Source organism: Planococcus maritimus (assembly GCF_001687625.2).
GTDB lineage: Bacteria > Bacillota > Bacilli > Bacillales_A > Planococcaceae > Planococcus > Planococcus maritimus.
Genome location: NZ_CP016538.2, coordinates 402,839 through 417,411 on the forward strand (window position 1 = coordinate 402,839; position 14,573 = coordinate 417,411).

The following is a 14,573-nucleotide window of genomic DNA, read 5'->3' on the forward strand; positions in this document are numbered from 1 at the left end:
AAGAGCTTTCACAGTTTAGAAATATTTTCTATTTAAACAAAATTTTTATACTATATAATAACTGTAAATGGAGTTTATAGGAGTAGGAGGAATCAACATGAAAAAAACAACCATCAGCATTGCTCTTATCGTGCTGTTGTTCCTTTCACCATTCATCTTTTGGCTGTTGCAGGGGAATGAGCCTTTGAACGTGGCCATCATCGACAAAACGGTCCCTTCTGAGGAGTACCGCGAACATAAGGGGCTAACGTGGGTGTTGAACCATCAACGTTACGTCAAAGAGGATGAATCGGACTATCTCGCAGATACGGATTATTTTGGTTTTATGCCGGATGAAGCCAAAAAGGATTATGAGATTCGCGGCGTTGAAGAAATGGGATCCGGCCATGATTTGATTTATTTGGCCGACACTTACGGTGTATATGAAGACGATCTTCCTTGGCAAGAAGCAGAAGGAGAACGCTCTGAGCTCGTCTATGGCGGCTTGGAAATGGCTGAATGGCAGATGATCAAACAGCAAGTGCGAGACGGCGGCAGCGATCTTGTCGTTGAATTCAATACCTTTGCTTCTCCGACGGATTCAGCTGTCAGTGCAGACATGGAAGAATTTCTTGGGATCAAGTGGAGTGGCTGGAGCGGCCGCTATTTCCCTGATTTAGCATCGGGATCGGAAGTGCCGGAATGGATCGTCCAGAACTATGAGCAGGACGCAGAAGACTGGCAGTTTACAGGCGGAGGCTTTGTGCTCGTGGAAGATGCCAGTGGCGAGATTGTCGTGCTGTCAGAAGAACGGGGAGATATCGAAAATGCAGGGCTTCAAGTGAAATTCACGGAGCTTGGGCAAACGGCATTTGATCTTGAAGAAAGCCCGACATTCGATTATTGGTTTGATATTAACGAAGCCCATGGCGAGACGGAAGTGCTTGCTGAGTACGAATGGTCACTTAACGAGCAAGGCCAAGAGGCGCTTTCTGAACGCGGGATTCCTGAGAATTTCCCAGCGGTCCTGCACACGTCCATGAATGATTCGGGCGTCTATTATTTCGCCGGCGACTTTGTTGATATCGGGGAAGTGCCGTCTTTCTATCAATACGGTGGCTTGGCTAAAATGAAAGATTGGTTGTCATTTGGCGGCTCTGAAAGCTTCTATTGGAAAACCTATGTTCCGATGATGAAGACGATTCTTGCTGACAGTGCAGAAAAGCAACGAGACACGGAAGAACGCGTATCGGTTGCTGCTGAAAAAGATGGCATTTCTTATCCATCCCGTGTGAATGGTGAACAATTTGAAGTATTCGAAGGTGGCGAATGGAAGGACTTTACGGTCAAAGGCGTCAATATGGGCATGGCCAAACCTGGCACTTTCCCGGGTGAAGCCGCGATTTCCCGTGAAGAATACGACCGCTGGTTCAAAGAGATCGGCGAAATGAACGCCAACGCCCTCCGCGTCTACACGCTTCATCCGCCTGCTTTTTATAAAGCATTGGCCCAATACAATAAAACAGCTGAAACGCCGCTGTATTTGTATCATGGGGTATGGATAGACGAAGAGCCGCTAGAAGAGACATTGGATGCTTTTACTCCTGAGATTACAGAGCGCTTCCAACAAGAAATGAAGAATGTGGCTGATGCGGTTCATGGCGACGCGAAAATAGAAGAAGAGCCGGGGCATGCGTCCGGAAACTATACGGCTGACATTTCCGATTATGTAATCGGCTGGATGATCGGCATCGAGTGGTATCCTTTTACGGTAGATGAAATGGACAAGAAATATCCGGATCTCGGTGATTTTTCAGGAACCTTCATCGAGACTGAAGACGCCAACCCGATGGAGCATTGGATTGCGCAACAGCTGGATGAATTGGCTGTCTATGAATATGAAACATACGAAAGCATGCGCCCGCTTAGCTTCACGAACTGGGTAACGACAGATAATATCGATCAACCGGCAGAGCCGAGCGAACAAGAAGATATGGCCACGGTCGATCCGAACCACATCCGCACGAAGGGTGAACTAACGGAAGTGGGCATGTTCGCTTCTTATCATGTGTACCCATACTATCCAGATTTTCTTAATCTGGAAGAGAAATACACGGAATTTATTGACCATCGAGGGGAACGCAATAATTACGCAGGATATTTACGTGATTTGAATGAATCGCACGATATGCCATTATTGATTGCCGAATTCGGCGTACCGGCATCGAGAGGCATGACCCATAAAAACCCATTCGGCTGGAACCAAGGCTTCATTTCCGAGAGTGAGCAAGGGGAAATCGTCAGCCGCCTGTATGAAGATATCCTAGAAGAAGGATTGCTGGGTGGCTTAGTCTTCACGTGGCAAGACGAATGGTTTAAACGGACGTGGAACACGATGGAATACGACAATCCGAATGAGCGGCCGTTCTGGTCGAATGCCCAGACGAATGAGCAGCAATTCGGCTTGCTCAGCTTCGACCGCCACAAAGTGAAAGTCGATGGGGAAGACGACTGGCAGGATGGGACCTTGCTGGACGAAAAAGAAAAAGGTGCTTTGCGCTCGCTGTCGATGGATTCGGATGAACGTCATGTCTATGTGAAAGCAAAGTTCGATCCCACTGAGAAATGGTGGAACGAAGACAGCCTTCGCCTTTACTTTAGTGTAAGGGAAAACGAAGGTATCGAAGTGGCAGAAGAGTTCTTGGCTGATTTTGAGCTTTCCATCAAAGGAAAGGAAGCGGCACTCAAAGTGGCAGGCGATTACGATACCTTCTATTATGACTATTACAACCGGTTGGAGATGATTCCAAAAGAGCCGGATATTGAAAACAACTTCCACCCGATGCGGTTGGCGTTGAACAAGAAATTCACGCGGCCAGACACTGGGGAAGTCTATCCGTTTGAATACTATGAAACCGGCGAGTTGCGCTTTGGCATCGCCGACCCTGAAGACGAGCAATACGATTCTCTGAACGATTATTATTATTCGGAAGAGGAAGGGATTTTGGAAATAAGAATTCCTTGGATGCTATTGAATGCAAAAGACCCTGCGAAAAAAGAGTTCACGGGCGATTTGCAAAAGGATGGCATTGAAGCAAGCATGACAGTAAAAGGCATTAAAGCCGCAGCCTTGTTGGAGGATGCAAGTGGGAACAAATTAGAGTCAATGGGACTTGAGGACAGCAAGGTTTATTCTTGGGAAGCCTGGGAATTGCCGGAGACACAAGAACGATTGAAAGAATCCTATTACATCCTGCAAGAAACTTTTAAAGATACTGAATGATAAAAAGACCCATTACTGGGCTGCGCCGAAACTGGCTCAGTTCAGTTTGGGTCTTTTTCAATTGAGTAATTCAAGAAAATAAAAGTCTTTCATTAGTTCATCCCGAAATCAAATGAAAATAATTCTCATTTAGTTATTGAAAAAGGTTTTTATTCTGCTATACTAATGAATGTAGTTAAGTGATAATGATTATCAGTATCAACGGATCATTTTGCTGCAAGTTTTCGAAAGTGGGAGAAGCAAGATTACATAATGCAAGGGATGTCTATCATCCACCAATTTCAACAGAAGAGGAGACGGAATAAAATGAAGAAATGGGCAATGGCAATTTTGATGCTAGCGATGTTGGCAGTACTTGCAGCTTGTGGGGCAGAAGAAGAGGCAACCGATAGCCAAACGGCGGATGCACAAACAACAGAAGCGGAAACGATGACAGTGACGCACGAACTTGGTGAGACGGAAGTGCCGAAAAATCCGGAAAAAGTCGTCGTCTTTGACTTCGGAATTTTGGATACACTGGATCAATTGGATGTGGAGTCTGTAGCAGGCGTTGCACAAGGTAATATCCCTACATATTTGGAGAAATATGAAGATACGGAGAAATACGAAAATATCGGAACATTGAAAGAAGCGGATTTTGAAGCGATTCATGCGATGGATCCGGACTTGATCATCATCTCCGGGCGCCAAGCAGAGATGTATAGCGAATTCAGCGAAATCGCCCCGACGATCCACTTGGGCGTAGACACAACAGATTATATGAATTCCTTCACAACCAATATGGAAACGGTTGGAGAAATTTTTGGCAAGGAAGCAGAGGTTGAAGAAGAACTTACGGCTATCAACGAGCAAATCGAAGGCGTAAAAGAAAAAACTTCGACTTCTGATGAGAAAGGCTTGATTGTTTTAGCGAACGAAGGAAAAGTCAGTGCATACGGCGCCGCGTCACGCTTCGGCATCATTCATGATGTATTCGGCGTGAAGCAAGCAGACGAAGGCATTGAAGCTTCTATACATGGCCAAAGCATCACGTATGAATACATTCTCGATACGAATCCGGATGTGATGTTTGTTGTCGACCGCAATGCAGCAGTCGGCAATGAGGCAAGCGCGAAAGATTCATTGGAAAATGAATTGGTACAGAAAACGAATGCTTACCAAAACGATAACATCATCTACTTGGATCCAGATTATTGGTACCTATCCGGTGGCGGGCTGCAGTCTGTCAGCGAAATGGTCAATGCCATCGAATCTGCATTTTAATCTCAAAGCCCTGGCGCTGCCAGGGCTTTTTGTTCGTTAAAGGAGAAACGGGTATGGAAGCTATTGCCGGTGGACAACAGCTTGTTCGCATCGGCAATGAGAAAAAAACAAAAGGACGGAAGGCGTAAATGCCTTCCGTCCTTTTGTTTTTGTAGGCGAATCATCGTTTATTCATACGTACGGAAAAAGTCCAGCGTCCCGTCAATAATCCGTTGTTGGTCGTGGTCCAGTGTCGCCACATGATAGCTGTCTGGCATTTCGACGATATCTTTTTCCTCAGATGCAATATGCTCGTAAATAAATTTGGAATTTCCGGGTGGTACCACATGGTCTTCCGGCGAGACAAAAAGCATTACGGGGCAATGGATAGCAGAGAGGTTTTTACGTACCAGTTCCATGAAAGGCAAAATTTCTTTGACGGAAGCGACTGGGGTTTTGTCATAGGCAAGCTCAGTAACTCCCGGCTTTTTAATATCGGATCCGATAGCGTCCAAAAAACGCACATCCTGCAATTCCATGACGCCTTCCATATCCGGCACTTCGATAGCGGCGTTGATCAAGGCAATGCCACGGATTTCCGGATGGTTCTCCGCCATATAAAGCGCCAGTGTCCCGCCCATCGACAAGCCTGCAACAAATATCTTGTCGCAGCGTTCCATCAACCACGCATAAGCTTCTTCGACAGAAGCGATCCAATCCTGATAGGTGCTCGTCTCCATGTCTTCGTAATGTGTGCCATGCCCTTTCAGGCGTGGGGCGTAGATACTATAGCCTTGTTGTGAAAAAGCCTCCGCCAGCGGACGCATGCTTTGTGTTGTTCCGGTAAAACCGTGCGAGATGAGAATGCCGGTGTTGCCGCCTTCAAATATGAACGGTTCAGCTCCAGGGAGTATGTCAAACTCATGTGCCATTCAAAAACCTCCTTTTAGGTATCCTTAACTATTCGTTGCCATATGGAAAAATCCTGCCCCTCGATTGCCTGAAAAGCAATGCTATAATAATGGGAATGTACCGAACTGGAGGGGATTTTGTGCGCAATGTACAGAACTATAGACAATTGATTGAGCAATTTGAGAATGGCCCTTATTTCCAGTTGCTTGGATTTCAAATTGATTGGGTAGAGTACGGCAAAGCGTCGCTGCGCTTAGAGAAAATAACCGCAAACGATAATATGCAAAACATGCTGCACGGCGGTGCAATAATGTCCGGCTTGGACATTGTCATGGGACTCGCTTCCCGGTCGCTTGGCAGTGACGCAGTTTCAACGATTCAAATGGAAGTGCGCTTTATCAAAAGCTTAGCTGAGGGAACCGCCATTTTCCAAGCGGAACTGCTGCATCAGACAAACAGCACGGCGATCCTGGCAGGACGGGTTGTGAGCGATCGGGATGAATTATTGGCTCATAGTACCGGCACATTCAAGTTATAACTGTCTAACTCCTTTTCGCAGATAGTGGAAGGGAGTTTTCATTGGGGGTAATTGGAAACCGTTTTCTTGACCCGATAGCTGGCGCTTGTTATAATTACTTTTAATTAAAGATATTTTAATTCAAAGTAAAGAGGTGGAATATATGGAGTTCTCCAACCAGAATTTAAAAGCTGTAACTGTGTTAATTCGCGCCGCGGATGCTATCCACGATGCCATCAAATGCGACGTGGCTGGATACGGTTTGAATGCGACGGAATTCTCGGTACTCGAACTGCTCTATCACCAAGGACGCCAGCCGATACAGGCAATCGGCAAAAGAGTGCTGATTGCGAGCAGCAGCATCACCTATGTAGTCGATAAATTGGAGCAAAAAGGCTATGTCGAACGGGAAGCGTGCAAGGAAGATCGGCGCGTGACCTATGCATTGTTGACAGGCGGCGGGCAAGAATTGATGAAGCGAATCTTCCCGGAACATGAACGGCAGATGGATACATTATTTGCGGGGCTTGAGACGGAAGAGGTAACGGCATTGATTGAGAAGTTGAAGAAAGTCGGTTATGAAGCACAAGAAAGCAATGAAGAGAAAATGGGAAATGATAAGGAGCGGTATGCATGAACGAATTGAAAGGGATTCACCACGTTACAGCGATTACGAGCAGCGCAGAAAAGAACTATGAATTTTTCACTTATGTATTAGGCATGAGACTGGTTAAGAAAACTGTAAACCAGGATGATATCCAAACGTATCACTTGTTTTTCGCTGATGATAAAGGCTCAGCTGGGACGGATATGACCTTCTTTGATTTTCCGGGCATTCCGAAAGGCACTCACGGCACGAACGAAATTTACAAAACGGCTTTTCGTGTGCCGACAGACGAAGCGCTCAGTTATTGGGAAAAGCGTTTTGACAAATACGAAGTGCAGCACAGTGCAATCACCGAGCAATTTGGCATCCAAACTTTGTCATTCGCCGACTTTGATGACCAACAGTATATGCTCGTATCAGACGAACATAATACAGGGATAGAGTCTGGCACACCGTGGCAAGATGGCCCGGTCCCGCTCGAATTTGCCATCACTGGCCTCGGCCCAATTCATATTCGCATTGAGCGCTTCGATTATTTGAAAGAGGTATTGGAGAAAGCGATGCATATGCGTGAAATCGCTGAAGAAGGGCCGCTACATTTGTTCGAAATGGGTGAAGGCGGCAACGGAGCGCAAGTGATTGTCGAACATAACGCCGATTTACCAGCCGGCCAACAAGGCTTCGGTACGGTCCACCATGCTGCCTTCCGCGTAGCGGACCGAAAAGCATTGGATGAATGGATCAGCCATATGCAGAAAATTGGATTCTCAACGTCCGGCTATGTCGACCGTTTCTTCTTTGAATCATTGTATGCACGAGTCGCTCCTGGATTATTGTTTGAATGGGCAACGGATGGCCCCGGCTTTATGGGTGATGAGCCATACGAAACACTGGGCGAGAAACTGTCGCTGCCGCCATTTTTGGAGCCGAAACGAGAACAGATTGAATCCAGCGTGCGCCCGATCGATACTGTGCGCAGTATAAAAGCCATCGAAAAAGAATACCTATAAGAAATATTCGGCGCTGCTCATACGGGGCAGTGCTTTTTTATGTGAAAAAAGGGCGAGTGGCCAAAAATCTGAAATAATGGGACAATTTTGGGAACTTATCCCACTTCTCTTCGTATGTATAAATAACACGCGAAAAGGGGAGAAGAACGATGCCGAAATGCCAAAATTGCGGAACGACATGGACTTGGGTGCAGTGTGTTTGCCGACTGGTCACACTCGGGGATAGCTTGACTTGCCCATCTTGCAGGCAAGATCAATTCTTAACGGTAAAAGCACGTAAAAAGACAAGTTTGTTTGTCTTTATTGCGCCTCTTCTCATGTTCATTTCCGTCGCTTTTGGCATTGAGCCGTTCGCTTCCCTTGCCTTATTCCTCGCAACTTTCCTAGTGGTTCTGGGCATCTTTCCGTTTTTGATCGAATTGACAGACGAACGCGGGCCGATGTGGTGAATAGTCCTTTGTCTAGTGTTTCACTGGGAAATGAACCAAAGCCCCTCAGATAGGGATTCTTTTCTGGACAGCACATGATGCTTGCGCTAAACTTACAGATAATCATCTATAGCGTTCTTCGGGGTCGGGTGAAATTCCCAATCGACGGTAACGGAGCAATCCGAAGCCCGTGAGCCTTTCGGGGCAGGATTTGGTGCAAGTCCAAAGCCGACAGTTAAAGTCTGGATGGGAGAAGAACCGTCAAACAGCCTACTAGCAATCGCTTAGGTTTCTTTGATATGCACTTTCAAGGCCCCCTTTCTTTTATGAAAGGGGCCTTTTTTGCATACTGTGGATGATCAACTGAATAGTATTCCTTCGGGGTCGGGTGAAATTCCCAATCGACGGTAACGGAGCAATCCGAAGCCCGTGAGCCTTTCGGGGCAGGATTTGGTGCAAGTCCAAAGCCGACAGTTAAAGTCTGGATGGGAGAAGGAAGAACACGGAAATTATAGAGCAATCTATAGTTCTATTTCCTATTGTCTTCTAACCCATTGGTTTATCAATGGGTTTTTATTATGTTGTGAAAGGCGTGATCAAGTGGATGATCAGCAAATCATGAAGCAAGCTTTGGATTTGGCGCAATCAGCCGCCGGACAGACTTCGCCTAATCCGCTTGTCGGGTCGGTCATTGTCAAAGAGGGCCGGATTATCGGCATGGGCGCGCATCTGAAAGCGGGGCAGCCCCATGCAGAAATCCATGCGCTGAATATGGCAGGCGGTGAAGCGCAAGGCGCAGATTTGTATGTGACATTGGAGCCTTGCAGCCATCATGGCCGGACAGGCCCTTGCGCGGATGCGATTATTCGTGCCGGCATCCGCCGTGTCGTCGTCGCGGTGCTGGACCCGAACCCCCTCGTCTCAGGCCAAGGCATTCAAAAGCTTGAAGCCGCCGGGGTGATCGTAGAGACCGGCGTTTGCGAACAGCAAGCGGCGGAGTTGAACCGAATGTTCTTTACCTATATCCGCAAGAATCGGCCTTTTGTGACATTGAAACACGCCATTACCTTAGACGGCAAAATCGCGGTAACCGGTGGCCGTTCGGAAAAAATTACAGGGCCGGATGTTCAGCAAGACGTTCATAAACTGCGCTTGCTGCACGACGCCATTTTGGTCGGTGCACAGACTGTCGCACTCGACAACCCCCGCTTGACCAATCGGTTTGCCGACTCCCCGAGGCAGCCGATCCGTGTCGTATTGGATCGCCATTTACGTATCCCGATAGAGAGCCACGTTATTCAAGTACCTGATGCCCCTACTTGGATTATTGTTGGATCAGGGGTGGATATCGATAGCCGCGGAGCTTTTCCAGAGCACGTCGAAATCCTGCAGCTGGATACGCCCGATGTAGACATTGCCTCAGCATTGGAAGTGCTTGCTGCGCGCAAAGTTTTATCGGTACTGGTGGAAGGCGGCCAAAAAATCAACACCGCTTTCTTGCAAAGCGGTCAAGTAGATGAAATCGCAACGTATATCGCGCCAATCATTCTCGGCGACGAAGGAACGGTTTCCGTATTCGGTGATCTGCACGCCAGTTCAGCGTCGAACGGCGTCCGCTTGGAGACGCAGAAAGTTGAACGAATCGGAACGGATCTGAAGATCATCTCCACCTTAAAGGAGTGACACACATGTTTACAGGCATTATCGAAGAAAAGGGACAGCTCGCGGGCATTAAACGCGGCGCGTCCAGTATGGAAATGACGATACGTGCGCATGTCGTCTTAGAAGAAACAAAAATCGGCGACAGCATTTCAGTAGAAGGCGTGTGCTTAACCGTGACTTCAATGTCGAATGGCCGATTTACGGTGGATGTCATGCCGGAAACCTTTCACGGTACCACACTTTCGTCATTAAGTACCTCTAGCCCCGTCAACCTCGAGCGGGCGATGGCGGCGAACGGCCGTTTTGGTGGGCATCTTGTCGCTGGCCATATCGACGGGGTCGGCAAAATCTTGCGCAAGCGCCCTCAGGAAAATGCATTGTATATCGATATAGCAGCACCCGCTGAATTGCTTGCACAGTCTATTGTCAAAGGGTCTGTCGCGATCGATGGCGTCAGTTTGACGATTTTCGAGCTCAGCGAAAACCATTTGACCGTTTCGCTCATCCCCCATACAGCAGGGGAAACGACTTTAGGTAGCAAAAAAGTAGGCGATTCGGTCAATCTCGAAACCGATATGTTCGGGAAATACGTGCAGCGTTTTATGGAGCATGCGCCAAAACAACCGATGAACGCCGAGTATTTGCGGCGCCACGGATTTTAAAGGAGCAAACCGATGCGAAATACAATCGAAGAAGCAGTAAAGGATTTGCAGGCAGGAAAAGTTGTGATTCTAGTAGATGACGAGTCCAGGGAAAATGAAGGCGATTTTGTTTGTCTCGCGGAGCATGCGACGCCTGAAAACATCAACTTTATGGCAACGCACGGCCGGGGGCTCATCTGCACGCCGGTCTCACCGGATATCGCCTTGCGATTGAAACTCGATCAAATGGTCAGCCACAATACCGATCATCATGAAACGGCGTTTACTGTCAGTATTGACCATAAAGATGCCAAGACAGGAATCAGTGCATTTGAACGGTCGGACACCATTTTGAAGATGCTTGATACGAAAGCCGTGCCGCAAGATTTCAAACGGCCCGGGCATGTCTTTCCGCTCGTCGCGAAGTCAGGCGGCGTGTTCCAGCGCCAAGGCCATACAGAAGCATCCGTTGATTTGGCACGTCTATCCGGCAGTGAGCCGGCAGCAGTCATTTGCGAGATCATGAATGCGGATGGCACGATGTCGCGTATGCCTGATTTAGAAAAATTAGCGGATGCGCTGGAGTTGAAAATCATCACGATCGAAGACCTCTATGCGTATCGCGCGGAGAAAGACCCGATTCTCACAAGGGAATCGAGCGTACACATGCCGACAGATTTCGGCGAATTCCGGATGGTCGGCTATTCCAACCGGCTTGATACAGAAGAGCACGTTGCAATTGTCAAAGGCAATCCGGAATCAGTAGAAGCACCGATTGTGCGCATTCATTCCGAATGTTTGACGGGCGATATTTTCCATTCGCGCCGTTGCGATTGCGGGGCACAATTGGCCAAGTCACTCGAATTGATCGAACAGGCAGGAGCCGGCGTCGTCCTTTATATGAGACAGGAAGGGCGCGGCATCGGCTTGTTGAACAAGCTGAAAGCCTATGAATTGCAGGAACAAGGCTTGGACACTGTCGAAGCGAATGAACAGCTCGGCTTCCCTGCAGAGATGCGCGATTATACTTTATGCGCATTGATGCTGAAGGATCTCGGGGTGTCTCGGGTCCGGCTGTTGACGAATAATCCGGCTAAAACAGACGCATTGATTGAATACGGCATTGAAGTGGAAGAGCGGCTTGCGCTCATCATTCCGCCGACTGAAGACAATACGCAGTATATGAAAACGAAAAAACAACGCATGCATCATCTAATCGACTAAGGAGTGTTTATAATGGAAACAGTTTACGAAGCGAATTTGATCGGGTCAGAGTTAAAAATAGGAATCGTTACAGGCAGGTTCAATGATTTCATCACCTCCCGCCTGTTGGATGGCGCCGTTGATGGTTTGGTGCGCCACGGCGTTAATAAAGACAATATCGATACTGCTTGGGTACCAGGGGCATTTGAATTGCCGCTTGTGGCAAAAAAAATGGCAGAAACGAAAAAATACGATGCCATCATCGCGCTGGGCACGGTCATCCGCGGTTCTACGACACATTACGATTACGTCTGTAATGAAGCAGCGAAAGGCATCGCGCAAGCAGGCATGTCGACAGGCGTCCCAGTCATCTTCGGCGTCTTAACGACAGAGACAATCGAGCAGGCGATTGAACGTGCTGGCACTAAAGCGGGCAACAAAGGCTATGAAGCGGCGGTCTCCGCTGTCGAAATGGGCAATTTGATGAAAGCGTTCGACTGATTAAGAAAAGTAAGGCCGGTTCCAAATCGAGTCAATTGAAGTAGGGAAGGAGCTTGCATTCTTTAATGAATGCAGGCTCTTTTTAGTTTGCAGCAAGGCATCACTTCCATACTAATTGGAAAAGTGGTTAAGTTCGTGGGAAGTTTTATTTGAAGTTAAAGGCAATAGAGCATTGACAATTAACTGAAGTTTTAGAATAATGAAAAAATATTAAGGTATTACCCTTAAATTGGAAAGAGAGGTGGCGCTATTCTGTCATAAGAGACGATCAAATATCGTCATACTTGAGAACGGTTACAAAAAAAGGAGTGAAGAGATGATCTGGGTCCTGTCGTTAAGCCTCATAACGATATTGTCAGTGGTTGCAGGTTTAAGAAAGAAGAGGATAGTCTATTTTTTTGTCCCGTTAGTGTCAATTTTTGCATTCATGCTCATTAAAATCATTATGGTGCCTTTGCCGTTCACGGATACAGTCCGCTTTATTTTTCAGCTTAGGGGATAAGTGAAAACTAGCTGTCTTCAATACCGATAAAAGGGGTGGGAATATTGAGGAAGATCGATAAACGGGAGGCGGATTCTTATTTCCGGATTCGTACCATATTAATCACTATTTATTTGCTGATTGGCTTTACGGCATCTTTCGTCGTGGTGTTTTTCGCAGAACAACTGTCGGAATTTAGCTTTAATGGCATGCCGTTTCATTATTTTATGGGGGCACAAGGAGCTATCTTGATTTTCATCATCTTGCTGTTTACGAACGCCATCATTAACGACCGTATCGATAAGAAGTTCGGGCTGGACCAGGACGAAAAGGAATAAAACGACGGATTTATGGATAAACGACCACAATAAGTTCCTGTATTGATAAAGGGGGAGAAGCAGTGGATTCACAATTTCTCGTATCGCTTTTAATGATCCTCGTTACTTTTGGGCTGTATATCGGCATTGCCGTCTATAATATGGCCAGACAAACTTCTGATTTCTATGTAGCTGGCCGCAATGTGCCGGCGGTCTTTAACGGAATGGCCATCGGAGCCGACTGGATGAGTGCCGCTTCGTTTATTGGGCTCGCCGGAACGGTCATGCTGCTCGGTTATGACGGGCTTGCCTATATCATGGGGTGGACAGGCGGCTATTTGCTGCTGACCTTTCTATTGGCGCCGCAACTCCGTAAATCCGGCCGTTACACGGTCCCAGAGTTTATCGGTGATCGTTACAGCAGCAGTACGGCGCGGTTGATTGCCGCTGTCGCGACCATTATCATCAGTTTTACGTATTCCATCGGCCAGCTCTCGGGTTCTGGCGTGGTTATCGGAAGGCTACTGGAAGTACATACAGCTGTAGGGACGATCATTGGTGTAGTTTTAATCGCATTTTACTCAGCGCTTGGCGGCATGAAAGGGATCACTTGGACGCAAGTAGCACAGTACTTGGTGCTGATTATTGCTTATTTGATCCCAGTTATTTTCATGTCCTTGCAACTGACAAATAATCCCATTCCGTGGATGTCTTATGGGCAAATTGTAGGCGAGTTACAGCAGCTCGACGCACAGTTGGGCATTTCTGAATACGTAGTGCCGTTTACGGAAGCGACCAAATGGCAATTTCTCGCGTTGATGTTCACCTTGATGGCTGGAACAGCGGGGCTGCCACACGTAATCGTCCGTTTCTATACGGTTTCTACGATGAAAGCGGCTCGTTGGAGCGGGGCATGGGCGCTGTTGTTCATTGGCTTGCTTTACTTGTCCGCTCCAGCCTACGCAGCATTTTCACGATTCATCTTGATGACCCAAGTGGCGGGTTCATCGATTGCCGATTTGCCGGCATGGACAGCATCTTGGGTGAACACAGGGTCATTATCGGTAGCAGATACCAATGCGGATGGAATTCTGCAATGGGAAGAAATCGTCATCAGCAACGATATCGTCGTCATGGCGACGCCCGAAATCGCCAATTTAGGGATTTTCGTGATCGGGCTTATGGCGGCAGGCGCTATGGCGGCAGCACTCTCGACTGCAGGCGGATTGATGATTGCGATTTCCGCCGCTTTATCGCAGGACATTTATTACCGTTCCATCAATCCTGAAGCGACTGAAAGCCAGCGCCTTCTCGTTGGGCGGGCTTCGATCGTCATCGCGACAGTTGCGGCAGGGCTTGTGGCATTGAACCCGCCTGGTGCCATTACACAAATTGTAGCTTGGGCGTTTGCTCTTGCATCCGGTACGTTTTTCCCGGCGCTTATCCTGGGAGTGTGGTGGAAACGGGCGAACGGTCCAGGGGTCATCGCAGGGATGTTGGTTGGCTTAAGTGTGACCTTGACGTATATTTTTGCCGCGAAGTATGGCGGTTTCACCATACTCGGCATAATCGATACGGGGGCAGGAGTGTTTGGCGCTGCCGCTGCGATCATCGCCATTATCGTGGTGTCGTTAGCCACTAAAGCGCCATCAAAGGAAATTCAGGAAGAAGTGATGGACTTGCGTTACCCTGAAGGAATGACGTACAAAGACGGCGAAGTTTGGCGCACCGATCCGGCTGAGAAAAAACGCCCGGATCATTAAAAAAAGAGCGGAAGCCCAAGCTTCCGC

General features: G+C 47.7%; 14 protein-coding genes and 2 riboswitches. Of the genes, 12 read left to right on the plus strand and 2 right to left on the minus strand.

Features of this window, described 5'->3' with window-relative positions; all coding sequences use genetic code 11:
- Window positions 1–97 precede the first annotated feature (97 nt).
- Window positions 98–3,262, plus strand: a complete 3,165-nt coding sequence (locus BBI11_RS02165) for a hypothetical protein (protein WP_068460195.1) — start codon at window positions 98–100, stop codon at window positions 3,260–3,262.
- A 306-nt stretch (window positions 3,263–3,568) separates the two neighbouring features.
- Window positions 3,569–4,525, plus strand: a complete 957-nt coding sequence (locus BBI11_RS02170; RefSeq protein WP_068460197.1) for a siderophore ABC transporter substrate-binding protein — start codon at window positions 3,569–3,571, stop codon at window positions 4,523–4,525.
- Between the two features lie 2 nt (window positions 4,526–4,527).
- Here the strand turns inward: BBI11_RS02170 and BBI11_RS16425 are convergent, their stop codons facing one another.
- Window positions 4,528–4,689: a hypothetical protein gene (locus tag BBI11_RS16425; RefSeq protein ID WP_167358135.1), complete on the minus strand. Its 162-nt coding sequence runs from the start codon at window positions 4,687–4,689 to the stop codon at window positions 4,528–4,530.
- Window positions 4,690–4,692: 3 nt separating this feature from the next.
- Window positions 4,693–5,436, minus strand: a complete 744-nt coding sequence (locus tag BBI11_RS02175; RefSeq protein ID WP_068460199.1) for an alpha/beta hydrolase — start codon at window positions 5,434–5,436, stop codon at window positions 4,693–4,695.
- Between the two features lie 95 nt (window positions 5,437–5,531).
- Here BBI11_RS02175 and BBI11_RS02180 point away from each other — a divergent pair, with 95 nt between their 5' ends.
- The 10 genes from BBI11_RS02180 (at window position 5,532) to BBI11_RS02230 (ending at window position 14,546) form a co-directional block, all read left to right on the plus strand.
- On the plus strand, window positions 5,532–5,954 hold the full coding sequence (locus BBI11_RS02180; RefSeq protein ID WP_068465544.1) for a PaaI family thioesterase: 423 nt from the start codon (window positions 5,532–5,534) through the stop codon (window positions 5,952–5,954).
- Window positions 5,955–6,096: 142 nt separating this feature from the next.
- On the plus strand, window positions 6,097–6,570 hold the full coding sequence (locus tag BBI11_RS02185; protein ID WP_068460201.1) for a MarR family winged helix-turn-helix transcriptional regulator: 474 nt from the start codon (window positions 6,097–6,099) through the stop codon (window positions 6,568–6,570).
- Window positions 6,567–7,550 carry a ring-cleaving dioxygenase gene (locus tag BBI11_RS02190; protein WP_068460203.1) on the plus strand — a complete coding sequence of 328 codons (984 nt, stop codon included), beginning with the start codon at window positions 6,567–6,569 and terminating at the stop codon, window positions 7,548–7,550. Before BBI11_RS02185 ends, BBI11_RS02190 begins: the two co-directional genes overlap by 4 nt.
- A 149-nt stretch (window positions 7,551–7,699) precedes the next feature.
- Window positions 7,700–7,999: a TIGR04104 family putative zinc finger protein gene (locus BBI11_RS02195; RefSeq protein WP_068460205.1), complete on the plus strand. Its 300-nt coding sequence runs from the start codon at window positions 7,700–7,702 to the stop codon at window positions 7,997–7,999.
- Window positions 8,000–8,109: 110 nt separating this feature from the next.
- A riboswitch (FMN riboswitch) is annotated at window positions 8,110–8,240 on the plus strand.
- Between the two features lie 108 nt (window positions 8,241–8,348).
- Window positions 8,349–8,479, plus strand: a riboswitch (FMN riboswitch).
- Window positions 8,480–8,578: 99 nt separating this feature from the next.
- Window positions 8,579–9,661 (plus strand): bifunctional diaminohydroxyphosphoribosylaminopyrimidine deaminase/5-amino-6-(5-phosphoribosylamino)uracil reductase RibD, encoded by a 1,083-nt coding sequence (gene ribD / locus BBI11_RS02200; protein WP_083388978.1) that lies wholly within the window; start codon window positions 8,579–8,581, stop codon window positions 9,659–9,661.
- A 5-nt stretch (window positions 9,662–9,666) separates the two neighbouring features.
- A complete protein-coding gene (gene ribE, locus BBI11_RS02205) occupies window positions 9,667–10,302 on the plus strand; it encodes a riboflavin synthase (RefSeq protein ID WP_068460207.1) in 636 nt (211 codons plus the stop codon).
- A gap of 12 nt (window positions 10,303–10,314) precedes the next feature.
- The gene (locus tag BBI11_RS02210; protein ID WP_068460209.1) at window positions 10,315–11,505 is read left to right on the plus strand and encodes a bifunctional 3,4-dihydroxy-2-butanone-4-phosphate synthase/GTP cyclohydrolase II; all 1,191 of its coding nucleotides are present in this window, start codon (window positions 10,315–10,317) and stop codon (window positions 11,503–11,505) included.
- Window positions 11,506–11,517: 12 nt separating this feature from the next.
- Window positions 11,518–11,985, plus strand: coding sequence for a 6,7-dimethyl-8-ribityllumazine synthase (gene ribH / locus BBI11_RS02215; protein ID WP_068460211.1), 468 nt, complete (start codon window positions 11,518–11,520; stop codon window positions 11,983–11,985).
- Between the two features lie 546 nt (window positions 11,986–12,531).
- Window positions 12,532–12,804 carry a DUF4212 domain-containing protein gene (locus tag BBI11_RS02225; protein ID WP_068460214.1) on the plus strand — a complete coding sequence of 91 codons (273 nt, stop codon included), beginning with the start codon at window positions 12,532–12,534 and terminating at the stop codon, window positions 12,802–12,804.
- 62 nt (window positions 12,805–12,866) lie between these two features.
- Window positions 12,867–14,546: a sodium:solute symporter family protein gene (locus BBI11_RS02230; RefSeq protein WP_068460216.1), complete on the plus strand. Its 1,680-nt coding sequence runs from the start codon at window positions 12,867–12,869 to the stop codon at window positions 14,544–14,546.
- Window positions 14,547–14,573: the final 27 nt, after the last annotated feature.